Annotated in this window: 21 protein-coding genes, 1 tRNA gene and 1 pseudogene; 9 read left to right on the top strand and 14 right to left on the bottom strand. The window is 38.3% G+C overall.

The features are described 5' to 3' along the window. Window positions 1–47 precede the first annotated feature (47 nt). From B4A24_RS20600 to B4A24_RS20575, 6 genes are all read right to left on the bottom strand, one after another. Complete coding sequence (locus B4A24_RS20600) at window positions 48–1,325, bottom strand: hemolysin family protein (protein ID WP_293946847.1); 1,278 nt, start codon at window positions 1,323–1,325, stop codon at window positions 48–50. 220 nt (window positions 1,326–1,545) lie between these two features. Then, entirely contained in the window at window positions 1,546–2,397 is an 852-nt protein-coding gene (locus B4A24_RS20595) for a universal stress protein (protein ID WP_293946846.1), read from the bottom strand. 307 nt (window positions 2,398–2,704) lie between these two features. Then, a complete protein-coding gene (locus tag B4A24_RS20590; RefSeq protein WP_293946845.1) occupies window positions 2,705–3,877 on the bottom strand; it encodes an ABC transporter permease in 1,173 nt (390 codons plus the stop codon). Continuing rightward, window positions 3,874–5,040, bottom strand: coding sequence for an ABC transporter permease (locus tag B4A24_RS20585; protein ID WP_293946844.1), 1,167 nt, complete (start codon window positions 5,038–5,040; stop codon window positions 3,874–3,876). The genes B4A24_RS20590 and B4A24_RS20585 overlap by 4 nt, the downstream gene beginning before the upstream one ends. Window positions 5,041–5,051: 11 nt before the next feature. Then, complete coding sequence (locus B4A24_RS20580; protein ID WP_293946843.1) at window positions 5,052–6,047, bottom strand: HlyD family secretion protein; 996 nt, start codon at window positions 6,045–6,047, stop codon at window positions 5,052–5,054. An 11-nt stretch (window positions 6,048–6,058) separates the two neighbouring features. Next, window positions 6,059–7,510: a TolC family protein gene (locus B4A24_RS20575; protein ID WP_293946842.1), complete on the bottom strand. Its 1,452-nt coding sequence runs from the start codon at window positions 7,508–7,510 to the stop codon at window positions 6,059–6,061. A gap of 636 nt (window positions 7,511–8,146) precedes the next feature. Between B4A24_RS20575 and B4A24_RS20570 the strand changes: the two genes are divergently transcribed. Then, window positions 8,147–8,317, top strand: a complete 171-nt coding sequence (locus tag B4A24_RS20570; protein ID WP_293946841.1) for a hypothetical protein — start codon at window positions 8,147–8,149, stop codon at window positions 8,315–8,317. A gap of 446 nt (window positions 8,318–8,763) precedes the next feature. Next, window positions 8,764–9,573 carry an AraC family transcriptional regulator gene (locus B4A24_RS20565; RefSeq protein WP_293946840.1) on the top strand — a complete coding sequence of 270 codons (810 nt, stop codon included), beginning with the start codon at window positions 8,764–8,766 and terminating at the stop codon, window positions 9,571–9,573. Here B4A24_RS20565 and B4A24_RS20560 read toward each other — a convergent pair. Both B4A24_RS20560 and B4A24_RS20555 read right to left on the bottom strand, forming a co-directional pair. After that, on the bottom strand, window positions 9,570–12,014 hold the full coding sequence (locus B4A24_RS20560; protein ID WP_293946839.1) for a TonB-dependent receptor: 2,445 nt from the start codon (window positions 12,012–12,014) through the stop codon (window positions 9,570–9,572). The two genes, B4A24_RS20565 and B4A24_RS20560, sit on opposite strands and share 4 nt — an antisense overlap. Window positions 12,015–12,233: 219 nt before the next feature. Then, window positions 12,234–12,515 (bottom strand): hypothetical protein, encoded by a 282-nt coding sequence (locus B4A24_RS20555; RefSeq protein ID WP_293946838.1) that lies wholly within the window; start codon window positions 12,513–12,515, stop codon window positions 12,234–12,236. A gap of 350 nt (window positions 12,516–12,865) precedes the next feature. Here B4A24_RS20555 and B4A24_RS20550 point away from each other — a divergent pair, with 350 nt between their 5' ends. Beyond that, complete coding sequence (locus B4A24_RS20550) at window positions 12,866–14,083, top strand: enolase C-terminal domain-like protein (protein WP_293946837.1); 1,218 nt, start codon at window positions 12,866–12,868, stop codon at window positions 14,081–14,083. Window positions 14,084–14,206: 123 nt separating this feature from the next. Here the strand turns inward: B4A24_RS20550 and B4A24_RS20545 are convergent, their stop codons facing one another. After that, window positions 14,207–15,007 carry a 3-keto-disaccharide hydrolase gene (locus B4A24_RS20545; RefSeq protein ID WP_293946836.1) on the bottom strand — a complete coding sequence of 267 codons (801 nt, stop codon included), beginning with the start codon at window positions 15,005–15,007 and terminating at the stop codon, window positions 14,207–14,209. Window positions 15,008–15,338: 331 nt separating this feature from the next. On the opposite strand from B4A24_RS20545, the gene B4A24_RS20540 reads away from it, so the two are divergent. After that, window positions 15,339–15,420: transfer RNA gene (locus B4A24_RS20540), tRNA-Leu, on the top strand. A 250-nt stretch (window positions 15,421–15,670) separates the two neighbouring features. On the opposite strand, the gene B4A24_RS20535 is transcribed toward B4A24_RS20540, so the two are convergent. Further along, window positions 15,671–16,054, bottom strand: coding sequence for a hypothetical protein (locus tag B4A24_RS20535; RefSeq protein ID WP_172392804.1), 384 nt, complete (start codon window positions 16,052–16,054; stop codon window positions 15,671–15,673). A 361-nt stretch (window positions 16,055–16,415) separates the two neighbouring features. On the opposite strand from B4A24_RS20535, the gene B4A24_RS20530 reads away from it, so the two are divergent. Continuing rightward, on the top strand, window positions 16,416–17,225 hold the full coding sequence (locus tag B4A24_RS20530; protein ID WP_293946835.1) for a hypothetical protein: 810 nt from the start codon (window positions 16,416–16,418) through the stop codon (window positions 17,223–17,225). Continuing rightward, the gene (locus B4A24_RS20525) at window positions 17,219–17,500 is read left to right on the top strand and encodes a hypothetical protein (RefSeq protein ID WP_293946834.1); all 282 of its coding nucleotides are present in this window, start codon (window positions 17,219–17,221) and stop codon (window positions 17,498–17,500) included. The genes B4A24_RS20530 and B4A24_RS20525 overlap by 7 nt, the downstream gene beginning before the upstream one ends. 252 nt (window positions 17,501–17,752) lie before the next feature. Here the strand turns inward: B4A24_RS20525 and B4A24_RS20520 are convergent, their stop codons facing one another. Then, window positions 17,753–18,721 carry an ROK family protein gene (locus B4A24_RS20520; protein ID WP_293946833.1) on the bottom strand — a complete coding sequence of 323 codons (969 nt, stop codon included), beginning with the start codon at window positions 18,719–18,721 and terminating at the stop codon, window positions 17,753–17,755. Window positions 18,722–19,032: 311 nt separating this feature from the next. On the opposite strand from B4A24_RS20520, the pseudogene B4A24_RS20515 reads away from it, so the two are divergent. Then, window positions 19,033–19,428, top strand: a pseudogene (locus B4A24_RS20515) (ferritin-like domain-containing protein); the annotation flags it as partial. 273 nt (window positions 19,429–19,701) lie between these two features. Here B4A24_RS20515 and B4A24_RS20510 read toward each other — a convergent pair. Next, window positions 19,702–20,442 (bottom strand): SDR family oxidoreductase, encoded by a 741-nt coding sequence (locus tag B4A24_RS20510; protein WP_293946832.1) that lies wholly within the window; start codon window positions 20,440–20,442, stop codon window positions 19,702–19,704. Between the two features lie 369 nt (window positions 20,443–20,811). Here B4A24_RS20510 and B4A24_RS20505 point away from each other — a divergent pair, with 369 nt between their 5' ends. Further along, window positions 20,812–21,045: a hypothetical protein gene (locus B4A24_RS20505; protein WP_293946831.1), complete on the top strand. Its 234-nt coding sequence runs from the start codon at window positions 20,812–20,814 to the stop codon at window positions 21,043–21,045. 556 nt (window positions 21,046–21,601) lie between these two features. On the opposite strand, the gene B4A24_RS20500 is transcribed toward B4A24_RS20505, so the two are convergent. Further along, complete coding sequence (locus tag B4A24_RS20500) at window positions 21,602–22,966, bottom strand: Gfo/Idh/MocA family protein (protein WP_293946830.1); 1,365 nt, start codon at window positions 22,964–22,966, stop codon at window positions 21,602–21,604. A gap of 451 nt (window positions 22,967–23,417) precedes the next feature. Next, window positions 23,418–23,867 (bottom strand): protein-disulfide reductase DsbD N-terminal domain-containing protein, encoded by a 450-nt coding sequence (locus B4A24_RS20495; protein ID WP_293946829.1) that lies wholly within the window; start codon window positions 23,865–23,867, stop codon window positions 23,418–23,420. A gap of 660 nt (window positions 23,868–24,527) precedes the next feature. On the opposite strand from B4A24_RS20495, the gene B4A24_RS20490 reads away from it, so the two are divergent. Beyond that, a complete protein-coding gene (locus B4A24_RS20490) occupies window positions 24,528–25,025 on the top strand; it encodes a DinB family protein (RefSeq protein ID WP_293946828.1) in 498 nt (165 codons plus the stop codon). Window positions 25,026–25,029: the final 4 nt, after the last annotated feature.

The following is a 25,029-nucleotide window of genomic DNA, read 5'->3' as shown; positions in this document are numbered from 1 at the left end:
TATAAAGATCTAGCGAAAGGTGAACGTAAAGAAGATAATATGAAAAACTAATAAGACTTGGTCAGCATGATCTTGTCTATACGTTGCCCATCTTTATCAACAATTTCCAATTCATACTGACCAATTTGAATCCTGTCCCCTACATTGGGTATATCATTAACATGAAACATAAACATTCCTCCTATGGTAGAATATTGGTTGCTTAATTCATAATTCAATTCAATCTCAAAATTTTTGATGAATTCGAATGCTGAATACTGACCATCTATTAACCAGCTGTTTTCATTTCGCTGTACAATTTCTTGATCCTCATCAGAATTTTCAGATACATCACCTACCAATGCATCCAAAACATCATCCATCGTGACGATCCCCGAAATTACACCATATTCGTCTACCACAAGGCCATAATGCGTGCCTTCTCGCTTAAAACGTTCAAGCACCTTATATGCATCAGAGTTCTCATTAAAAAATACAGGTTTCTTAATAAATCTCTCTAAGCTAAATTGATCAGGATCCGCATCAACGAATAGATCTTTGATAAGTACTATTCCAAGAATCTCCTCCAAGCCTTTTTCGCTACACACAGGATAAGCTGAATGCTTTTCAGCATTAATCTTTGAACGGACCCTCTCCCAACTTTCATTCATTTTAAAATAAACAATGTCTGGCCTATGTGTCATCAAAGATGTAACCTTCCGGTCTCCAAGTTCAAAAACCCTTTTTACAATTTCCTGTTCAATCTCTTGAATCTCCCCCCCTATAGTACTATCTGCAATTATAGATTTGATTTCCTCCTCGCTTAAAGTATCATCATTTTTTGCAGAAATTCCAAAAATTTTCAATAACAGATTATTTGAAGCACTCAACAACCACACAAATGGAGCCGTAATCTTTGACAGAATAAACATGGGCTTAGCCAACATCACGATAATTGGCTCGGGAAATTTCATCGCAACCCGTTTAGGAAATAACTCTCCCAAAACTATGGAGAGATAAGTGATTAACACAACAATCAGCGTAGTCGACAAGGTCATTGCGTATGGTTTAAGTAGGTCAAATTGGGTCAAAAAAGCAGCCAAATTTTTTGTAAGGTTTTCGCCACTATATACACCCAATAAAATACCTATTAATGTAATACCAATTTGAACAGTCGATAAAAAGCGAGTAGGGTTAGCCGATAAATCAAGGGCCGTCTTCGCCGCAGATTTTCCCCTTTTCCTTAAATTTTCAAGCTTGAATTTCCGGGAGGATACGAGCGACATCTCCGACATGGCAAAGATACCGTTCAATAGAACGAGCCCTATAATTATTATTAATTCCATATTATACCATAAAGATAATCATTACTGTACCATATGGGCAATCTTTAAATCGATTTATAGATTATCTGCACAGAAGAACATCTTCTATTCCTATTGCGGCAACTTCACTATTACTTAACGAATTAAAATTATGAATGCAGTATTTACACATTTAGATAACAAGAATAGTGCGATCTTAGTTTGTGTCTGATAATATTATAAGCCAACTTTAAATGACTCATTATCCAGCTGTCCGTCTAAAATACGTAGGTATCGATAAATTCTGATAAATTGCCTTCTTGAGGCTACGAGAGAAAAGCTGTTTAAAAAAGCTCTTTTGATTGTAGGATACAAGTAATAGATCTATCGCTCTAGATCTAATCATATAATCGACACAACTTGGGATAGGCATACGATAATCTAGTCTATAAACGGCATTTTTTTCAACGTAATTGATATGGCTCAATGGAAACATTATAGCTGATTTTCGTTTCAACTGATCTACATCCTGCTGATGAACCGACTTATATCCCTGAGTAACATGCAATAGGTCGAGATTAAATTCTAAAGACAGATTGTCTTTAACCCCTTCGAGCAGATCAAATTCGGAGTCCTTAAAATTTGTCAGCATCCCCACATTTTTCAAACGAAACTTAGGCATTTTTAATGGAACTGCCAAAATACCAATAGGACAGCTTTTTATCAATGCTATCGTATTACTCCCCAATAGGGTCAATTTTATTTTGCTCGCCCCTTTAGCTCCCATGACGACAAATGAATATTGATTTTGGGATAATAAGTTTGATATGGTCTCTGTTAATTTTCCGGGCAAACATATGGTCTCATAGGTGAGGCCCGTAAACTCTTGTTGTACCCGGCTGCCCCATTCGTTCAATCCAAACTCGGCCTTTTCTTTTTTCGAAACCGGTGGTACTCCTTCAAAATGATGATCAATTTTATCTTTGAGAGAATCTGAATAGTTATGTAATAAGTGTAATGTCCAATTAAGGGTCTGGGCCAAATATGCTGCATACCTCATAGCGGTCCAGGAATTTTCAGAAAAATCAATAAGTACTAGAATTCTTTTTTTCATCTGTTTAAATTAGCACATATTATACTAACATGGAAGCTTATACTAACATGGAAGCGTTGCAAAAGTTTTTGACCGTATTTACCGATTATTTTCGGTATTTATTAGATCAGAGACAGCAACAAGGATCATGTGACAAAAAAAAATTCTTTTTGCGATTAATGCTTATTCGATATACCACATCTGCCCTTCTTTTCCGTCTTGTTTATAATAACGCTTGCTGGTATCTGCCATCTATTCGGAAACGAATGTGACTTACAGCATGCCCCATTAACCAATGATCAAAATGACGATATTGCTTAACCTGACATCAATGTAGACTGTCCGTTTTTTTTGCTTGTTTTTTTAGGATAAATTGAACCCTAATAACCAACAGAATAAAAAATAATCCCCAAAGGAGTATTAAATGAATAATTGTCGGCAAGTTATCCTGAAGTGAGCCACCTGCCTGAACTACAGAAATATAGATTTTTAAAAAAGGTGAAGTTGGCAGCAGGTCGGAGAGCCATTGCACCACCCTGGGAAGTGCTTGGTAAGGCATGGAATATCCCGTAATTAAGAAAATGGGGTAAGATGAAAATACCAGCACCTGAAAAGCGAAAAGCTTTGTCTTGAAAAAACTACCGATAAACATCCCGAAGACGATCACGGCCGAAATAAAGAGCGCAGTAATCAATGCGAGGTCCAGATAACTTCCACGAATCTGTATGCCGAAAACAGAAAAATTAATCGCAATAAAGAAAAGCCCAAAAATCATAAAGACAACAAAGTAAAATAAGCTTTTTCCAAAAATAAGGTTGGACACACTTTGTCCCGAAAGTTGGTATAACTTGCCCAGCTGATCATCTTCCCTCTCCGAGGTAAAACTTGCTGCTACGCCGATCAACAGTGTTTGCTGTAATATGATAGCCAGCAAACCAGGTAAGAGGAAAGCCCCGTAGGTCATGCTCGCATTGTACAGGGGACGGTAATCCATATTGATCGGATTAGTCATTTTCATGGATTCATCTTCTCCCATTCCCTGCTTGTTAAAATAGGTCTTCCGTACACCGGCTCCCACCGTCATACACACTTTGGTCACCGTACTCAACAAATCACTGGAGGGTAAAAAACGGGAAGCATTTAACACCAGATTGACATTGGTCTGTTTCATGGAAAGCAGATCTTTCTCAAAATCATGCTGAATATAAAAGTATCCTTGTACCTCGCCCTGATACATCTTTTCCTGTGCATCGGCAATAGTGGCGCTTGATACCATACTAATCATCGGTGTTGAGCGCAGTTGTTCGGTCAATGTCCTCGAAATAGCTGTTCCATCATCGTCAATTAACGCGATCTTTACCTGGTCCTCGCCCTTATTCAGATAAATGCTTCCGTACATAAAAGCATACAGGATCGGAGCAAGAAGCAAAATAAGAAATAGGCTGGAATCGCCTGACACCTTTCTTAACTCTCTTTTGAATAGCTGAAAAGTTTGTTTCACTGTTGCTGATTTTTAAGGTATTGACTGATTCGTTTCTGAAAAAACAGGGTTGCAACGGGAAATGTGGCACCGATAAAAAGCAGTAGCTTAATCATTTCATCCGCAGCGTATACTAAGGGAAGCTCCATAAAATACAATTTGATGAAACCGTCCAAAAAATGCGTATAGGGCATGATATCGGCATAAAATTGATCATACCAGGGCATTGCCCATCTGGGGAACGTAAACCCGCTGAACACAAAAGCCGGAGACGTAAAAAATAGTGCCACATCCGTGACAAATAGCATATTATTGGAGATTGCAGAAAGCATTATACCGATACCGATACAAGCAAGTGCCATCAACGAAAACAAGATAAAGAAATTGAAGTCCGTCTGCGGTTTCCCCAATTCAAAAACCGGAAACACTACCCAGGCTACCAATACAAACAGCACCCAGGATATACATAGGTGCGCCAGCATTTTTCCGACAATGATCTGCGAGGAGGAAGTGGAGATCCGCAGCAGCTCATCCATGGTATTTCGGTTAAATTCCAGATTCAGGATCAGCACAGCGGCCACAATCAGGGCCATCTGTATGCCAACCGTAATGAGTCCGGGAGTGAGATAACGCTGGTAATTAAAATCCGGATTGTATAAGACGGTTGTATTGAGTTTGATCGGCTGCACGAGCATATTGGCTTCTCCGGCGGGCATCCCCTGTTTCACCGCTTTTTGTAAGACCACGGCCAGCCCCCCTTTGATGATAATCTCCGCCGCTCCCTTATAGATCAATTTTGCCGGCACCAAATAAGCGCCATTGGTATATAGCGTAATGTTTGACTGGTGATTTTTCTTGACATCAGCTTCCATATTTTTCGGAAAATGCACAGCGCCAAAAATTTTTCCTTCTTTCATGAGCTTTTCGATCTCGGCATTGCTAAAAACAGTGGCGGTAAAATGTATATTTTCATTTTGCTCCATCATATCGGTCAGCGTACGTGAAGTGGACGATCGGTCCTCGTCCCAGACCGCCATTGGCAATTCTTTCGCAAACTGCTTCTGGTAGATAAAGCCATAAAAGAGAAAAATTAGAGGTGGAATCACCAGCAAGATCACATAGAAGTTGGGAATCGAAAAAATTCGTTTCCATTCCCGGATCATGATAAGGCTTATGGTTTTCAAATCAAAGGGATTTAGGGTAATATTAACTGCGCCGTCATTCCCGAACGAAGTCCAGTGATTGCGTTCAAATCTTTCGGTTTCACTTTTATCTGAAAGGTACGTAGTTCAAATTCGCCGTTTTGTTTTTCCGGCACCCAATCCGCATATCCTAGAGCAGGTGCAAGTTCGGTTACAGTACCGGCGATATTTTCAGGTTTGCAGCCCGGGATATTCATGTGCACCAGCATGCCCTTATCAATCTTATCCATCTGATTTTGACGGAGATTAAATTTCACAAAAAAAGAATTGTCCTTTTGAATAGTCATAATGGGATAACCCGCATTCACCATTTCGCCCGTATTGGAGATCAATGTCGAGATCTTGCCTGCAGCCGGCGCCCTAAGACTAGCGTTGTCTTTAATTTCCTGCGCTAGTCTGTCAGCATCCCTCGCCTGTTGTAACACCGTCTGAGCCGAATTCTTCAGTTCATCGTTCGCCCCTCGCTGTAGCAGCTGTACATTCAGATTGGCAGTTTCAAGTTCTTTTTGTGCTGCTTTGTATTTGAAATATACAATATCTCTTTCCTGTCCGGATATCACTCCTTCGCCATACAGGTTCTGAAAGCGGCTATAGGTTTTGGACATCAGGTTCATTTGTTCTTTGGCTATCTGTTGCAGATTTTTTGCTGAAGCCAACACTTCAGGTTCGACCCCACGGTTGACCTTGTCAAGCTGATTTTGAGCGATCGCAACAGCACCGGCCACCTGCGATTGGATCGTTTCGATTTCCGTTGTTTTCAGCTGAGCGACAAGCTGACCTTCCTCTACCTTGTCGCCCTCCTTTACCTTCAAGTCGACCAATCGACCGGGCAGAGAAGCAGAAACATCAACAAATTCGGCGTCTACCATGCCAATGATCGTATGGCCCTGCTCTTTGGGTGATTTACCCTTCAAAAGGTAAATGAGCGCTACTGTCAGGACAATGATGGGAATAAAAACGGCCCAGTAGTTTTTTATAAATTTTTTCATATTCTTCCAGTTTAATGCACAAAACTCGTTATACCCTGCGCATCGCCAATGATATAGAAATAAGTTGCAAGTACCGTATTATAGGTCACCAATGAAGTGTGGTACAATTTCTCTGTTTCATACTGAAGCTGGAGTGCGTCATTTACATCTTTAACAGATGACAGGCTATTCTGCATTCGTTTTTCAACCATTTCACTTGTTGTATAGGATTGCTTTCGCGAGGCATTAAATGTTTCACATTGCTCCTTGAGACTGATCAGTTTATTTTGTGTTACCCGCGCAGCAAGATTTACAGCTTGCTGTTTTTGTTCGATCAACAGGTCTGTTTCCTTGACGAGCGACTCGGCTGCATGATTTCTGGATTTACGTTCCGGATCGAACAGTGTCCACTGAAATTCAACCCCAACAAGCCATGGTGGAGTGACCAGGGGCAGGTCTTTCCTAAAAAACTGATAGTTGGCAATCGCAAACACATTTGGTCTGGAGAAAGATTTACTTACCTTGAGTCCAATTTTTGCTTCGGATTTTTTACTCTCCAATAATTTCAGGTCCGTGTTGTTTGTCGGATCCAAGAAAGCGGGTACATGCATTTCTTCATTTATTTTTTGCGTTATTTCCAAAGGTTCATCCAGCCCAATCCCCATTAAGTCTTTTAAGGTTAGCAGTGCATTGTTTTTTTCAAGATTAAGACTCTTCAGATTAGTTTCTCCCTGCACCCGGGCAATATCAGCCCAATTTTTCTGATAAGGTGGTATCACATCTGCGCTGAGGAGACTCTGAGCAAATTTTTCATTGCGTTGCAGTGCCGCCACAATATCTTGTTGTTTCTCAATCATAGCGTTCAAATACAAGATTTGAATATATTGTAAGGCAATATTGTAGACGGACAGATTTCTGGCCCATGCCAGATTTGCATTTCCGCTTTCAACCTGTTGGGCAGAAAGTTCCTGTGAAGCTTTGATCTTACCTCCGGCATAAATAGGCTGACGCAGCACCAGTCCGGCAAGAAAATAGCTTTGTTTACTTATTTTGGGGTTATAATTGGGGTAAATAGCATTCACCAGATCTTTGGATGTCTGGTACACAACATCCTGGATCGACTGCGGCAACTGATTTCCGGTGATCTGTTGGAAAATGGTATTCGCCGTGTTCAGATTTTGGTTTGCCGTTCCCTCGACGATCCCTTCTTTGACCTGTTGCAAATTGACTTCGATCGGCTTTCCGATATAATTATAACCACCCAGCAGGTCTACTTTTGGCAGATAATTATTTTTATTGGATTCAAGGAGTTTCTCCCTTGTTTCAAGCGACTGTTTGGCTATTTTGACAAGGGTGTTATTTTGTCCTGCTTTTTCGATACATTCTGATAAGGTAAATTGCTGAGCAGACGTTAACTCGGGAACCAATACCAAAAAAGCGCTAAAAGGTACACTTAATTTAATTATTGAAAGAATCAGCTTCATATATATTACTATCATTTTAAAGAATCCTCAACGGCGAAGATAGCCCCAGCATGATCCCGACGGTTGTTGAATTGCTATAACTATAAATCCTACTACAAAAGCATAATATAACTTCTCGTTATAATTTTCGAACAGCGTTTTTACACCAGCGTCAACAATATATTCAGTTACTTCTTCGAAACACTTATAAACGGCATATTGTCTTTAGTAACTACCAAAAGGTCTCTTTTTCGCAAGATCCGATTAAATAAATTAACGAAAGCACCATGAGAATCACTAATTCACAATATTGATGCAACGTCGAAAAAATCTTATCCATAGTAAGCATTAAAGGTTAACAGCCTCAATATCTAAAAAATTGCTATACTAAAATAACAGGCAACTAACTAGATTGTTTTCTTATTTAATGTTGTAGATTTATTTTTCCAGCTGTCGACCAATTTCGCGGAGTAACTAAGCAACAGTCTAATAAAAAATTATAGACAATAGGATTTATAGTGATCCGTTCTCTTTTATTAAATTTTATCTATCTGATAATCATTAATAGTTTAGTTTTAGTATGTAAAACACCAAAAAAGGGCATACTTGTCACACGTATAGTTGCATATTACTTTTGTAGTAAATTAACGACTAAAAATGAAAACAATAATTTTGGACAAAGCGGGAAGTATTAATGATCTCAGTTTGATGGATATGCCCAAACCAAATATAAAACAGGATGAAGTATTAGTGAAACTTAAAGCTATTGGTATAAATCCCGTGGATGTGAAAGCGAGAGCCTATGAAGGAGTATTGGAGTGGCTGTAAGGTGTGAAAAATAAAATCTTACTTGGTTGGGATATTCTGGAAAAGTCATTGAAATAGGAGTGCAAGCTAACGGATTTAAACGAGGCGACGAGGTATTTGGAAGAGTCATTTTTTTGGTAACGGAAAAGCATACGCTAAATTTGTAGCTTCATCAGAATCTCATCTCGAATTCAATCCATCTGCTATCACATACTCCGAGGCAGCAGGTATTCCGATAGTAGGATCAACAGCGTACCAAGCTCTGGGTGATGTTGCAAAGGTCAAAAAGGGGGATCGCATACTGATCCATGCTACTGGTGGTGTTGGGCATATCGTTGTCCAAATCGCCAAATATTCCGGTGCTTACGTCATCGGAACTTCACCATCAAGAAACAAGGATTTTTATTTTTAAACACACTAGTATTTATAATGATTTCTTTTATTTTTACTCACCAAACTAAAATTACGTGATCGGCAAAAAAATCATTGTAAAAGATAAACTCGAACCTCAAAAAGTGTTAAAGGTTGCGGCTTTCGACAATTCAAAAGCGATAACCAAACCACATCGACACAATGGGTATCTAGAACTGGTATTTTTATCCAAGACCTCTGGGAAACATGTCATCGATGGTTGGGAAAGTCCGATCAAAACACCTTGTATATTAATCATCAGAAAAGAATGTGTACATCATTGGGAGTTAGTCGCGCCTATCGAAGGATTCGTCTTGTTGATTAAAAAATTATTTCTAGACCTAAGCTTAGATCTTGAAATTGCGAGGATGGTCGACGAAATAAGTAAGTTTGACGTTATATATCTAAAAAAAAATGGGATCATACCGACTCTTCTTGAAATGATGTCACAGGAAGAAAATCGAATATGTCAGGAAGGATTGTTCAGATCTTTTTTGGCAAAAATTCTCGAAGACACGGAAAAAATAGAGCAAACTACTTCAATATCCAATGACTTGTATGTCCGATTTATTGAATTATTAAACACAAATGGAAAGATTATAAATCATGTCGCATACTACGCAGACCTCCTTTATACCAGCCCTCAAAATTTGAGCGCTGCTTGCAAAAAAAACGCCAATAATACTGCTTCCCAGATATTGGCGATTTATATTATAAAAGAAGCTAAAAGGCTTATTTTTTATACGAACAACTCTATTGCTGAAATTGCTTTTTCTTTGGGTTTTTCAGACAAATCGAATTTCTCAAAATATTTTAAACGATATACGGGTATAACTCCTTCTGAATTTAAGAACCAGCACAACTAAAATTCTTTTTCACCAAATTCGCTCTTAGGTAGTTTGGAAAGTTGATTCAATTTGTGAAAGTTGAAACCAAGGTTGACCATTATGATATTCTTTTCATAAATATAATTGGTGGTCGTAAAAAAATCGCTTGAAGATGTCGTAATGCGCTGTTCGTTTACACCCCATTTACCAAGCTCAATGAACTGCCACTGCAGCTGTGCCTTGATTGCACCTTTCAAAAAGTCTTTGCTTAAATTCAAATGAGGCGCCACGAATCGAGCGTCCTTTCCTTGTACAGTTGGCTTTTCAGAAAGATAGTTTACCTGCATACCTACGCTCCACTCTTTTGGAAGATCGACTTGGGCTCCGGCATTTAAAGAGTATACCCAGTCGCTATTACTTCTTGTCTCTAAATAATCCAGCACCTTTCCCGAGATTTTATAACGATACAAGTTCAATCCGCCGTTCAGTTTTAACCAAGAAAATAATTTCCCCTCCCCGCCAATTTCCGTCCCCCAACGGTTGGCATAGTCCGCATTTGTAAATACCCGGTTGAGGATAGTATCTGCATAGACTGAATTTACACGCTGGATTGGGTTTTTCGTGTGCTGGTAATAAGCATTCAGAAAAAGACTACCTCCTTTCAGCCTCTTGACAATACCAGTCTCGATATTAAAGGTAAATTCTGGAACAAGGTTAGGATCACCTTGTTCCAATGTTTCCGAGTGTTCACGTTCTGGTATCGGGTTTAGCTCGAAATTATTGTTTCGCTGAACTCTTCTGGCAGCAGCAATCTTCCAAGACCAACTTTTAGATAACTCATGGATTAAATTGAAAGTTGGGTACAATTGATGGGTAGAGTAAGGATACTCCTTCCCTGTATTGACTAAAAGGACGTCACGCTGATAGTATTCATAACGGAGTCCAAAAGATAATTGTGTCCTTTTCAATTTGTGGTCGTACTGGCTAAAAATTGCATGAACAGTATTATTGGCATTTAACTTACCTGTAAATTCGGGAATGAGCACCGGCACACGACTTCCCTCTTTGGTAGCAACATATTCGAAGCTTCCCTTTTGTCGATCATTTCTCAATTGGTAACCATTTAACAACTCGCCATGTGATAATTTCCAGGTATGCTGTAGTGACAATCTTAAGCCACGCAAAGGATTAGTGTAATTATTATTAGTCGATTGAATAGTATCAATCACTTGTTCGATATTCGCATTTTTGGTGGATCCATATATATTCGCGTATTCGTAAATCGCACCAATCTGTAAGGAATGGCTTGCACTTAATCTATTTATATAATTGAAGTCGATGAGATAAAATTCCCCCTGTTTATTCTGGAGATTGGAATTAAAATAATTTACTGCCGAAAGCTCCCTGCCATCTGAGGGTTGTACGGTGCGGTTTGTATAATATATATCGGCAAGGCGATCCTGAAATTTACGCGATGCTAGGAAGCCTAAACTGACCTGCTGTTTTTGTGATATTTCGTATGCAGCGTTCAGTCTTATTCCAAAATTATATTTATCAAAACTGCGCTCACCCTTGGAAGGAAAAAAAGTTTGTCGATCACCAACTATGGTATACACATCACCTTCCCTATAACCTGCGTTATCGTTACGTAGGTAATTCGCCGAACCATTCAGTTCTAATTTATTTCTTTTGAATTGGAAAGACGCATCTCCACCAAATCGCCTTTGATTTTTAATGTTATTGTAATCCTTGATACTAGGTAATCCCCCTTGAAGATTGAATACCCAAACGAGTCCGTCTGTTGTCCTTCGTTTAGTTCTGATATTGATAATACCACCTTTACCATCTGGATCATATTGAGCCGAAGGGCTGGTAATATATTCTACTTCAAGAACGTCATTGGCCGCGATCTGGTTTAAAATAGTTGCGGGATCCAGGAAAGAAGGTTTACCATTGATAAGTACAATAATACCACTATTTCCCCGCATACTAATATTCCCATTCACATCGACGGAAGCTGAAGGCAGATTTTTGATAATATCCAAAGCCGTCCCTCCCACAGCATTTTTATATTGGCTAGCTTCATAACGTTGTCTATCTCCTGTGTGTTTTTGTGTAATGAGCCCGCCCGTAATCTTTACTTCCGCCAATCTGTTATCCCCTGTTGCTAGTGCTATTTCATGTAGATCGACGCCACTTCTACCATCAATATCCACAAACAGACTCTTCTGACTGTAACCAATAAACTTGACTACCACAGTATATCTTCCCTTTTTCAGATTCAAAAAACGAAAATTACCAACAGAATCGGCAACTATACCATCCACCACTGCCCCCTGGGCATCAATAAGTACAATACTTGCAAATGACACAGGTAAATGAGCAATGGAGTCTTTAACAGTTCCGGTTAAGATAGCTTTTTGAGCATGTCCCGTTAGCGTTAAAAATAAAAGGCAGAGTAGGGTAAGATATCTTTTCACTAGGGCTTAAGTTTTCCCAAAAATAGAAAAGTTAAGCCCGGCAAAACAATTCCTTTAAAATTATACCACAGTTTTTTCAAATTGACCTCAGACTGGCAAATTAATTCAACAAATAGCATGATATAGCGGGCCTTAGAGCGCAGCGGAACACAACACAATAGGCGGAACTGTGCTATTATGAAAAAATCAGGCAAGTAATACGTGTTAAAAAAAGTTCAACTAATTTCCGAGTAACATACGGGATGTGGCTAAATAAAACTCGTCTATCAGCTTTATCACCAACCCATTATTCTTATTGTTTAAAGCAAGTCCGACCCAATTTTTGGATGGCAGATATTTACTTCGAATCCATTGATTGGACAATTCAAGTTGCTTTTCGGTACGTAACCATTCCAATCCGTTTTCGTTAAAATAAATTTTCTCATTAAGTAAATCCATAACAACAAATGGCCTTCTCTTAAAGTAGAAGATACTCATATCAAGATCTGCAAACTTATTCATACGGATATGTTTCTTTAGATGCATATATGCATTTATTTATAAAATAAAAAGCTCAGACTGTTGATGTATCCTAGGACACGTCAACGGTCTGCGCAAAAACAGAAAAGAAAAACTTATTTGCTAGTTTCACAAAAACAAAATAGTTCTCGTAGTGCAATGCGATATAATTTTTGATACAATTTGCACATAAAATGATACAACATAGATACTCAGATAATTATAATAGCTGTAATTTGTAGTAGTATTACAAAATTCCCTTGGTTAACCTTATGGTCCAACGGAAGCGCACTGTGATAAAAATAATCTCTATCATAAAGGAAGTGGGATAACCAATAAAAAATAAACTTAGTATGAGAAGGAAAGCTTTTTTACAAACCTTAAATTTGGGCATTATATCTGCAACATTATACAGTGGTCGTGGCTACGGAATGTTCTTAAAAGATTTATTGGATAGAAATAACGATGACAGCGAACTATCCTACCACAGGATACAAGATATTCGGTTTTCCACCGTACAGCTGAAATATCCACGTTTGGTTGGAAAAAATGCACGGCTTGACCTCCACGGCTATGGCCCAGAAGTCACGATATGCAGTATCAGAACTGATAAGGGGGCAATGGGCTGGGCGTCGCTGCGCGGATCAAGACAGGAGGCCGAACAAATCGCAAGCAGATTGATAGGTAAAAAGGTTTCTGAACTCTTCGCATCCCAAGTTGGTACGATAAATGACAACCACATCGCGTTTGATATTGCGCTCCATGATCTGGCTGGAGTAATATTACAGAAACCAGTATATGAGTTGCTGGGCAACAAAACCCCTTTTACCACAGATTATTACAGTGGCATGATCTATTTCGATGACCTGGAACCTAGTGATAAACCCGCGGGAATAGACCGCATTTTGGAGGAATGCCATTACGACTATAATGTTGGCTACAGGCAGTTCAAGTTGAAGATAGGCCGCGGCCATAAATGGATGCCTTTTCAGCAAGGCTTACAGCGGGATATTGAGGTCACGAAAGCTGTAGCAGCAGCCTTTCCAGACTGCGGTATTCTAGTGGACGGCAACAATGGATTTACGATTGACCAATTTATCGACTATCTCAAAGGCATCTCTTCGGTAAATCTTTTCTGGATAGAAGAACCTTTTCACGAAACGGTGGCAGATTATCAAAAATTAAAAAACTATATCCAGACAGAAGGCATCAATACGTTGTTGGCAGATGGTGAGGCTGACCCCAACCCAGCTTTATTGAATGAGCTTTTCACAAAAAAACTGCTGGACGTGCACTTAACCGATATTGAAGGACTCGGATTTACAAATTGGAGAAGGTTAATGCCTGAGTTGAAAAACTTGGGAGCCAAGGCATCTCCTCACGCTTGGGGCTCACTCCTCAAAAGCTACTACACAGCCCACTTGGCCGGTGGACTTGGGAATACGGTCACTATTGAAGGTATTACAAGCACATCAGAGGATGTCGACTTATCGGAATACAGCATTAAGGCTGGAAAGTTGATCCCACCTTCCAGCCCGGGCTTCGGAATGACACTGCTGAAAAAGATATAAGCAACTACTCGCTACTGTTCAATATAAACCGAAGATCGCTAAGACAAAGATGAGGTCTGTGTCATCCTTGCTGTTATTTGTGTTTTGGGAAAGCCAAAATCTGTTGAACAAAATCATATAGTTTTATTTCTTTGGCTGGGCTAATTCTTTGATCCAGATATTCTTAAAGTCTACGGGTTGCCCCTCACTTTGTAATGCGATATATCCACTGGCCAACAACTTACCATCGATCTTAATTTTCGGATCGTACCGATTCGCGACGTCACCTCCGATCTGCGGTTTCGAGTATTCGAGAACAGTATCGCCATTAATGATGTGCTTTATCAATGAATCCCCCAGTACAATCAATTCACCTCGAACCCATTGATCACCATCATAGGTTTTGGAAGTCGAATTTAGACAATGTGAAGAAGCTATCTTGCCTTTATAAACCACATTTGTCCCCGGGGAGCACATATTACCTGTAGGTCGCGGCTTACCATCGCTCAAGCCTCCTAAAAGTTGCATTTCGACGGAGATTGGCCAATCCTGTTCTTTTAACATTGTTCGAGGATCCTGCGAATGAAACATGACTCCACTATTCCGTAACGTATAAGAAGGCGCCCCTTTGTGAAGATCGCCGACAAATCGATATTCAAACTTTAAGTGATAATAAGAAAATGGTGTTTTATAATATAAATGGCCAAACTGATCGTTGAAATCTCCATATTGATCATATCGGATCTTAATAATTCCATCCTCAACACTAAAGGTATTCCCAAAATTTACACCAACCTCATGATGATGAATTTTAACAAACCAATCTTTGATGTCTTTTCCATTAAATAATGACCTCCAATCCGTGCTGTCCGGCTGTCCTTTTTTCCCTATGCAGCCGGAGAAAATAAAGGTAGTAGCTAAAATTATACAGATTAATCTTTTCATTTGATAACTAATTATTTGGTTTAAATTGACTAGCAATATACGATATATTCTATTAACGTATATCGCGCCAAACCTTTATATTTCCCATCCTATCTCCATTTTGGTAGCACTCAATCTACAAATGTCTCAATAAACGGGAGCATTATTCACATTGTCGAGAAATCTATCAAGTATCCTTCCGTAGCGATCTTCCAGCCCGTTGATCAAGAGCACCGGAGATGCCTATTGAAAATATTTAGCTCATAATGTGTCTGATACAAGAAATATGAAAAAGAACATTTGTAAGATATAGGTTTCGTTTCTATATTTGCGGTATCAAAAGCATCCTAATGCGGAAGTGGCGTAATTGGTAGCCGCACCAGACTTAGGATCTGGCGCCGCGAGGCGTGGGGGTTCGAGTCCCTTCTTCCGCACTTAAATCCTCCCTAGGTTAAAATCTCGGGAGGATTTTTTATTACAGAAAAGATCAAAATTAGCTGGGCTTCAATCCCTCGAATTTAGCTTCAAGCTATGCATTTCGTACCAAGCTTTACCAAATAGTACGGTTGCCTACAATAGCAACTGTAACTATTTTCTTCCTCTTTTATCTATGAAAATAGACAAGAGGTAAAGACATTAGACTACACTTCTTGATGGTTTGCAAAAGTTCATTTTAAGAATATCTTAAATAGACCATTCAAACGGTTGTGTACAGGGGTCACACTCAAACTTTAATACTTTACCCAAGCTTTTTGCTTTCTTACCTTTTTTTACAAAAACATAAGCAAGATCTAAAGATTCTTCAACTTCCTTTCCACTTTCATCCCTACCCTTCAATACGACAGAATAATATTTTCCATCAGGATATTTCTTGTAGAAGACTTCATTAACGGTAATTTTCTTAGGTGTTTCATTATCGCAACAACTGCACCATAAAATGACAATTGGTTCTTTTTTAAGATATCCGACAGCTTTCTCTGCCTGTGCCTGTGTCAGAGCGTGGAGTTGATCTGCCCTTGAAAAAAAAGCTGTACATAACAGCACAAAAAGTAAAATGGTTTTTTTCATCTATTTAAATTTAATTTTTTTGTTTAGTTCTTTAGTTTTCAAAAAATTGATAAGCAAATACTATGCCCTTTGATACAGGAAAATTAATGAGGTCAAAAGGCGTCTCTAAACGAAACCATCCGACTGAGTCATGCGCTCCAGTTTTCTTGGCCTTTACAAAGGCTGTCTTTGACAAGAAGTAATAAGATCGCTTTTTCTATGGAAACAACTAAGTTGTAATTTATAACCAAAAAATTAATAAAAAACATAAATTTTAACTTTGAATACAAGATTAAAATTTCTAGTTTTACATCTTAATAAAAGTATTAAACTAATACCACAACAAACCATAAATAAAACAAAAATTAAACATTCAGTTACCATGCAATCAACTTACATTAAAAAAGGGAGAAAGATTATCACAAACTTTTTTCAGTGCTTATTAATACTCTCTTTGATCTCTTCCTCACATTTTATAACCAGCTGTTCTTCCGGTGATGACATCGTCAATGAAGAGGTAGAAAATTCGACAGCTTGGATGAATGATCTGGAATCGTCACTTGGCGCCGGAACGAAAAGTAAATTAAATACCTGGATTGAAAAAGGTCTTGATCAGGAGAAGCTTAAAAAAGCATTTTCAAAAACAACCCAGAAAGCTGAGCTATTCAAAAATTTGGAAACAGCCCAAAGTATCTACCATCAACGCGTATATATTGCAGATTGGGATAATATTCCAGGAATTGCTAAATCAGATTATGTAGCCAATGGAGCAACATCGGGTAAAAAACATACAGCATGGGGCGATCCAGCGCTTGATCTCCCAGCGATTGAAGCTGCAAACTTTGTCAGTGCCGAGGCTAGAGAACTCCCCGCGGGAACTAAAATATATCGCGTTACCGGTGGTAATCCTGCTGGTGGATATTGGACAGAAAAACCACCCAGCTCTATTGGTGCAGTCATTGGAGGAACAGCTGTACAGCCGGCATGGAATAACTTTAGCAAATTTTATATCTACACCGTACCACAGCAAAACGCATTAAAAGTTTGGTCGGGTGTGACGGCGAGGCAGCCTATCGCTCAAGGTATCATCAATCCGCATCTCCCTGGTGGTGAAATCCAATTGTTCATACCTTTAGTAGTCAGAGATGAAGCGTTTAAAACATTAATCCAAGAAATTCCATTACCATGGTAAATCCAAAAATAGAAAAAGATTATCTATTATTAGTCCAACAGATACAATTGGAAACTGCAATGAATACAAGCGTAGAGCCCTTTTTACATTACTTAAAATCTAAGGCGGAAAGTTTTGCCAATTTTGGACAAGATTCAAACAACAATGATCTGCTGGAATTCCTGAGAAGTGTAAATCGATATGCAGACGAATTTGTGTTTTCAGAGCAGCGCAATGCACCGATACGTAAGCTGATTAATACTATATATGAGAGTTTGGCTCAACAGCGCCCGTAAACGCTCATCCAATATTGTTAGCATAGTCTTAATTATAATTATTAAGACTATGCTAACAGTCACAACTTCCCTCCTACAAATGAATATATTGCCCGAATCGTATTGATGATCTTTCTAAGCACCTTTTATTTCTCTTACTTCACGAAGAACTTACCTGCATGCTGATTATTTCATTTTACTCGCCAGGTTACTGTAGATTGAATAAACGGGATCAACAAAATTTGTTAATTTTTTCAAATAATATCCCACTGATTACTTTTCCCAAACCAAAGCACTTGCCCCCAGAATTGCGGCATCAGCTTCTGCCAGCTCACTGAAAACCAACTTCACCTTATTTCTAAACAAGGGGAAGAGATTCCTTTCCATATGTAATTTTGCAGGTTTCAAAATAAAGTCTCCGGCTTTAATTACACCACCAAATAATAGGATAGCTTCAGGTGAAGAGAACATCACAAAATTTGCCAACGCCTCCCCTAATTTTTGACCGGTATACCTAAACACTTCAATCGCTATTGGATCACCTTTCTCTGCACACTCATGAACGGTTTTAGAATTGATCGCGTCTTCAGGATATTGGTTTAACATCGACTCAGGAAACTCCGCCCTCATTTTTTTTGCCGTAATTGTAATTCCCGTTGCAGAAGCATAGGCCTCTAAGCTTCCTTCTGAACCCGTACTCCAATGTTTTCTACCTCCTGGTTTGACAATAGTATGTCCTAGTTCTCCTGCGAATCCATCATGTCCATAAATAAGCTTACCTCCAGCAACAATACCACTTCCCACGCCTGTTCCCAAGGTAATCATAATAAAATCTTTCATTCCCCGTGCAGCCCCAAAAAGCATTTCGCCATAGGCGGCGGCATTCGCATCGTTGGTAATGATACAAGGAATTTTGAATTTAGCAGTTATTAAGTCACTAAACCGGATCACCCCTTTCCAAGGTAGATTAGGAGCGTGGTCTATTGTACCTGTGTAATAATTTGCATCGGGAGCTCCAACTCCAATTCCATCGAAGTTATTTTCACCACCAAACATTTCGATAAGAGGGTGGGCTTTTTCATATAAAGCATCGATAAACTCTTCAACATGCTCATAATCATCTGTTTTTAAGCTTCCCTTTTCAAGTACTTCACCGCGATGATTCACCACTCCAAATTTTGTGTTAGTACCGCCGATATCTATTCCCAACGCTACGCGTTTTGATAAATCTATTAATGACATTGCTATTTCTTCTTTCTAAGTTCTAAAATTATAAAAAAGATAATATTTTATCGGGAATTAAGCAAGAGATTAGTTCATTAGTTTCTCGACTACACCAAGAATTCTCCGCGACTATCCTTTTTTTCGTATTGTCCTCAGATAAAAAAGGAGCAGTACCAATACTATTACTGGTTATTTAAGTTTATCTGCTGATTTATGTAATACCGATTTTAAAAATCATATAAAAAAACAGATTTAAAAATCCAGGTACCATAAAAAGTCGTAAGTGGATATAAGTACAGAAAATTATAAACTAAAAGACTTTTGAAGATCTTGGTGTTTCGGCCTATAACGGTGCTGGATGGTTAATTAAAGATCCTAATTATCTTCTGTTGGCAGGTAAGATTGTATCTGTCGAAGCCCGACATGCAGCTTGGGTGCGCGATATAATCGACAATGGCAGTTTTGCTAATCAGGAGGTGGTAGATTCTGATGGACTTGATATAGCCAAAAGCCCGAGTGTCGTCTTGAGTGCTGCATTCAGCCATCGCATCAGTCCGCGTCGAGAAGCCATTAAAAATTTGGCCTCCATGGGCAAAAAAGTAACTTTGGCTGCATTACCATTCTTTATTGCTGAGCTCTTTAAAAAAGCTTATGGTGCTTCAGCACCAACAGATGTCAATGGAGTGCTACTAGAGTGGATATCAATACGTTATTTGGCTCGATAGGTAAAATTTCGACAAATGCGGCGACACAGTCTTTTGACGAACCACTTTCTGCCGAAGCTGTACTTAATATTGCAAGTTTATTTATTAAAGCTTAACAAGAGTCGCAGTTAATCTGTTTTGAAAGCCCTGGTTAGTTTTACATACCAGGGCTTGTTTAGTTACGTTGCGACACAACTACTACACTATCTTTCAAGGTTATGCTGCTCTCAAATTATCGTCTTTCCTCCAATGACACAAGCTATATTTCTTGGAGAAGATTTTCTTTGTGAGCTCTTATTTGCTAATTTCTCCATAGTACAGATCGGAAAAAATCTTCGATAGTTTCGCAGGATCCTCCCGCCAAGCATTGTACATGCCTTGCCCCATTTCATCGGGAACGATATCGAACTTGCCATCGGCTACATATTCCAATATCTTTACAGCAGTGCTTTCTGGATCTGGCATGTCCCAATCACTACCTTTATTCATATCTGTATCAATGGCCCCAGGATTGATCGCATACACTGCAACCCCTTCTTTAGCCAATTCGATACGGACAGATTGCGTAGCGGAAAAAAGCGCTGCTTTCGAGGCGGCATATCCTGCAATAGATGGTAAGGGCGAGTAAGCTGCAATTGAGACGATGTTGATGATTTTGGATGGATTGTTTTTTTTCAATATAGGTGCGAATGCACGCATCATCTTTATCGTTCCAAAATAATTCACTGACATATCATTGTCCATCCCTTCTAAATCACCTTCCAAAATATTTCCAGCGTTTATCACTCCGGCATTATTAATAAGGATTTCAGTGTCTTGAGCAAGAGCAGCAATCGTTGTGATCTGCTCATCATTTGTAATATCTAAGGATAATACTGTTATCCTATCATCGTCTAATGATGGCATGGTATTCAAGTCCCTGCAGGTGGCATAAATCTTTCTTACTCCGTGATTGAGAAGTGTTTTCACTAATGCTCTGCCTATACCTCTATTAGCTCCGGTAACGAGAATAACTTTATCTTCAAAAATATTCATTTCGTTTTATGTGTTAGTTAACACAAAACTATTTTAAAATATAAAATTATAAAATCCGAAACTTGCTACATTTTCGTTCTTTAATCGAATGAAAACTAAATATACAAGAATGCATTTTTCTTCATATTTTTTTAAACTTCGTCTTTTACATGACGAATAATCCTTCTTTCTACCAAAGACAATCACAAAGTTTGAGTAGATTTCGCTAAGGAACCTGTAAAGAGCAAGCTACATGATGTAAAAATACACCTACAATAGAAAAATGACTTTCATTAAAAAATTAGGCTATATAAAAAAAAAGCAATATTTGTTATAGATATCATCCCGATTGGAATAATACACATCGCACAAATTAAAATAATAATGAATATGAAAAGTTATGATAAAAATTCAGAGTCAGCTAAAACCAGGCTTCAATTAGCAATCGCTGAAATTATGAACGGATATTTATTATTGGATGAGGCCGTTGCCAAATATGAAGTTCCAGCATCTAGTATTATCCAAGGACTCAAGAAGATTCAAAAGCTAAAGAAAGAGGCTGCACAATCGAAACAACAAGAAATCCAGATAATAAAACCTACCCTCCCCAAAAAAGCGGAATAATCCTACATTGGTCAACTCCTATTCAAATAGTTTTAATGTATTACAATACATTCGCTCAGCAGCATCGCAACATAAAATCATACTGATTTTTCCTAGCTGATGTCGCAACAAAAACATTCATTTTCTGCAACGGCTTTTGCTTAAATCAACCAGAGATTTGTATATTATTGATCGTTCTATTTCCTTAACCACTATTTTGTAGCCACTACAATCTAATCGTCCATCCTCAATTTAAATTAGCATGCTGTATTCATGGGAAATTTTTTAGATCAAAATTCTTAAGATATGTACTAAACGACAGGTTTAACGAAGGCGAATGGGGTGCATAAAAAAGGTTTTCAAACGGGGAGAATGAAAACCTTTAAATAACCAATTATAAACCTAAATTATGATAGTACAAATATAGAGATCTAAAAGCATAAAACAAAAAAAATCTACAAAAACAATAGACTTTTTTTTAAAAAAAATTACATGATCCTATATTACAACCTAAGTTTCTTAAAAAAAGCACATGACCATCACTTTAGAACAAACATTAATCCCTATGAAATTCATACTATGACGAATGTGGATGTTGCCAGGGAGTGCGGTATGGCCTTTTCAACAACTTGGTTGCTTCTAGATCATCGATGCATATTTTTTTTAGCGGATCGTACACCAATGGTCTGTTTAGTTGCATTGAAATATTGGCAAGGATACAACAGGCAGTGGAAATATATCCCTCCTCAATGTCTGCCACAGGTAGGCGATCATTTTCTATAGCAGATAAGAGATCCAATAGATGTTGTCTTGTGGCTGGTGCCGTATGCAATTCAATTCGCGGTTCTTCCAGATCTGCTGGGAATTTCTCGCGTTCATAAACAACATCCATTGTTATCGGCTCACCTTTACCAGTTGGAATAAATTCATATTTCATTACGCTTCCTTTTAAAGTTCCCTTATCTCCATAAATAATAAATGCCCAAGGATATTCAGGATCTACAGGGTTGCCCCACGTACGATGTTGCCATACACAATTAAGCTCATCATATTCGAATACTGCCGTCTGTGTATCGGATATGGTTGACTTTCCCCCTTTTTGCACATAGATTCCACCAGTTGCGCTAATTTTCTTTGGCCATTTCAGTTGTAATAACCAACGGACTGTGTCAAACATATGCATCCCCATATCACCCGTGATACCATTACCATATTCCATAAAAGTTCGCCACCAACTTCCATGGGGTAAGCCGTCGTAAGGACGTAAAGGAGCCGGGCCAGTCCACATGTCATAATCAAGAAAGTCCGGAATTGGTTCTAGCCCAGGGTTACCATTCTTTCTCATAGGATAATAACAGCACATTTCCACATGCGATATCTTACCCAGTAGACCCTGATCTATCATATGCTGTTTAGCATGAATGAGATGTGCCGTGCTTCGCCGTTGAGTACCTACTTGTACCTTTTTATTATACTCCCGAGCACAACGAAGTATCGCATCGCCCTCAAGTACGTCAACACTAATGGGTTTTTGTAAATAAATATGAGCTCCTGAACGCATGGCGTCTATTGCCTGTCTCGCATGCCAATGATCAGGTGTAGCGATAAGAATGAGATCGAATTGATGAGCTTCAAGCATTTTCTTGTAATCCTTGTACAGTTTGGGTATTTGACCTGAGATCTGGCGTTGCGCTACCAATCGTCCTGCATCCTGCAAATGCCTATTATCTACGTCGCAAATGGCAACAACGTTGACCTCGCAGATCTGCATTAGCCTAAATAGATCACTTTTCCCATACCATCCCGCTCCGATCAAACCAACCTTCATATTTTTTTTAGGCATTTCATTCATGGAAAATCCTTGCACTTCCAAAGCTGATAGTGTCAAAAAAGCACCCGCCCCCTGAATGAATTTTCTTCGGTTTAACGTGTAATCAATCATAATTTACTGGCGTATTGTTTAGTGTAATAAAAAACAATAAACTGAAGATAATGTTTACGTCGATCGTATTTTTCAATAAATTTCCATTATCAACACAGGGTTTTATAATCTGTCGGGTCTCGACCTCTTCTTTACATTTTGTACATAAGGCATCTAAAGAAAACAGATACTCAATACACCACAGGTTTTCTTTCTCTAAAACAGTGAAAAATATTACGGAATGTTAAATCTCGTTCACAGCCCAAAGTGATGAACATAAAAAAGCCCTAGAGCGGGGAACTCTAGGGTCTTAGCCATATATTAACCTATTTTATGAAAAGTATTTGCATTATTAACGTATTATCTGTGCGACTTATTTTGTTGGATATAAAAAAAAATTATAATCATAAAAATATCCCATTTATAATGCTATAAATGGGATATTTTATCTCGACACAAAAATAATATTTTATTATTTGATCGTTACAGCAAAAGCGTACTCATCTGGCGGGAGGCATTGTGATTTATCACATGCTTGCCATTCTACTGTACCTTTTACTGTAGCAGCTCCTTTTTTCAATGCTACTTTTTGTTGAAAGATCACCTCATTCGTAAAATACCCAACATCCATCTTAAATACTTCTTCATGTTTTACTTTCGGTTTGGGTTCCGCAGTTTTACCTGTCAGTACATAATCAGTCGCTTTAGCAAAGCTAAAAGAGGTCGGAATAGGCCCTCCATCCTTTACATTTTGCGAATAGATATGCCAACCATCTTGGATTGTTGCTTTTACAAAGACTATTGCCTCTTTATCGTTTACCTTTTTGCTAGCTACGGTCCATTTTACTGGCTTGTGAATTTGAGCAAATGCTCCAGCGATCGTAAGAATAACCGCAGTCATTAACAATACTAATTTTTTCATTTTTTTATATTTATTGAGGTTTGTTGTTTAATAGCTACAACAATATTCGTCATAAACAATATAAAAGACAATAACATGCAACTAAAACAAAAAATTTTATTGAAAAAAGGTTCAAAAACAATATAATTCTCATTTCAACCTGTCTTTTCAATGTGCTAACCTTATTTTTTTGTATTCTACAAAAAAGAATTGCCTTATGTTACCATTCATTCGCAAACCTTTATTACGAAAAGTAAATTTAGCACAACAGAATTGTTACATCATAATATCTTGGTACAAATCACTTTTGGCACAAAAATAGCTTTATTTTATATTCATAATTTAGGTTAATAATTGGTTAGATTAAAACGCTTGAAGCTCCCCGCTTCAAGCGTTTTTATTATATATCCACAGTATCCAGAACATGATAACTTGTAATAATTTCACATATTGTCAAACATTATTAAATTCGAATCGTTGCAAGTAAAGTCGAATGCAGATGAATATGATAATCGTAATAATAACAAATTTTCCAGCTATACTGACATGAGGCTGTCAATACCTGACATTACCTTTGTTTGGCTGACGCAAAAAGAGTAAGTTAAACGCTGCTCAAAAAATAAGTGAATAGCCTAATCCAAGGAACATTAGAACATAAACTACTTTTATTTAGAAAACGAGATGAATACACTTCAACAATTGAAATCCGAACTTGAGAACGAGTATCAGATTACCAAAAATTTTATCGCTCTTTTCCCAGAGGGCAAGAATGACTATGCTCCGCATGAAAAAAGCATGAAAATAATGCCGCTAGCGACTCATTTAGTAGAAGTATTTGAATGGCCAAGTACCATTTTAAAAACATCTGAATTAGATTTCGCTGACGGCGGTTATAAGCCTACAATCCTATCGACACGGGAAGAATTGCTCAAAAAACTGGACCAAGATTTTGAGGCAGGTAAAAAAGCATTAGAAAATGCAACTGAAGAGGATTTAATTCCGACTTGGACGATCAAGAATGCAGGCCATCAACTGGCGAGTTGGACAAAATATGAGGCAATTCGCCACTCTCTAAATCAGATCACACATCACAGGGCGCAATTGGGTGTTTACTATAGGCTGAATAATATTCCCTTACCGTCAAGTTATGGGCCTTCTGCTGATTCACAGAACTTTTAGTATA

The sequence above is a fragment of the Sphingobacterium sp. UBA7249 genome, assembly GCF_002472835.1.
Taxonomy (GTDB): domain Bacteria; phylum Bacteroidota; class Bacteroidia; order Sphingobacteriales; family Sphingobacteriaceae; genus Sphingobacterium; species Sphingobacterium prati.
The sequence above is the reverse complement of the archived record's forward strand: the minus strand, read 5'-3'. Positions and strand labels throughout refer to the sequence as shown.

Bases quoted from the DNA above. Each gene is read 5' to 3' on its own strand.
- B4A24_RS20600 (WP_293946847.1), bottom strand. From the start codon at position 1,325: ATGGAATTAATAATAATTATAGGGCTCGTTCTATTGAACGGTATCTTT.
- B4A24_RS20595 (WP_293946846.1), bottom strand. From the start codon at position 2,397: ATGAAAAAAAGAATTCTAGTACTTATTGATTTTTCTGAAAATTCCTGG.
- B4A24_RS20580 (WP_293946843.1), bottom strand. From the start codon at position 6,047: ATGAAAAAATTTATAAAAAACTACTGGGCCGTTTTTATTCCCATCATT.
- B4A24_RS20575 (WP_293946842.1), bottom strand. From the start codon at position 7,510: ATGAAGCTGATTCTTTCAATAATTAAATTAAGTGTACCTTTTAGCGCT.
- B4A24_RS20570 (WP_293946841.1), top strand. From the start codon at position 8,147: ATGAAAACAATAATTTTGGACAAAGCGGGAAGTATTAATGATCTCAGT.
- B4A24_RS20555 (WP_293946838.1), bottom strand. From the start codon at position 12,515: ATGAATAAGTTTGCAGATCTTGATATGAGTATCTTCTACTTTAAGAGA.
- B4A24_RS20550 (WP_293946837.1), top strand. From the start codon at position 12,866: ATGAGAAGGAAAGCTTTTTTACAAACCTTAAATTTGGGCATTATATCT.
- B4A24_RS20545 (WP_293946836.1), bottom strand. From the start codon at position 15,007: ATGAAAAGATTAATCTGTATAATTTTAGCTACTACCTTTATTTTCTCC.
- B4A24_RS20535 (WP_172392804.1), bottom strand. From the start codon at position 16,054: ATGAAAAAAACCATTTTACTTTTTGTGCTGTTATGTACAGCTTTTTTT.
- B4A24_RS20530 (WP_293946835.1), top strand. From the start codon at position 16,416: ATGCAATCAACTTACATTAAAAAAGGGAGAAAGATTATCACAAACTTT.
- B4A24_RS20525 (WP_293946834.1), top strand. From the start codon at position 17,219: ATGGTAAATCCAAAAATAGAAAAAGATTATCTATTATTAGTCCAACAG.
- B4A24_RS20520 (WP_293946833.1), bottom strand. From the start codon at position 18,721: ATGTCATTAATAGATTTATCAAAACGCGTAGCGTTGGGAATAGATATC.
- B4A24_RS20510 (WP_293946832.1), bottom strand. From the start codon at position 20,442: ATGAATATTTTTGAAGATAAAGTTATTCTCGTTACCGGAGCTAATAGA.
- B4A24_RS20505 (WP_293946831.1), top strand. From the start codon at position 20,812: ATGAAAAGTTATGATAAAAATTCAGAGTCAGCTAAAACCAGGCTTCAA.
- B4A24_RS20500 (WP_293946830.1), bottom strand. From the start codon at position 22,966: ATGATTGATTACACGTTAAACCGAAGAAAATTCATTCAGGGGGCGGGT.
- B4A24_RS20495 (WP_293946829.1), bottom strand. From the start codon at position 23,867: ATGAAAAAATTAGTATTGTTAATGACTGCGGTTATTCTTACGATCGCT.
- B4A24_RS20490 (WP_293946828.1), top strand. From the start codon at position 24,528: ATGAATACACTTCAACAATTGAAATCCGAACTTGAGAACGAGTATCAG.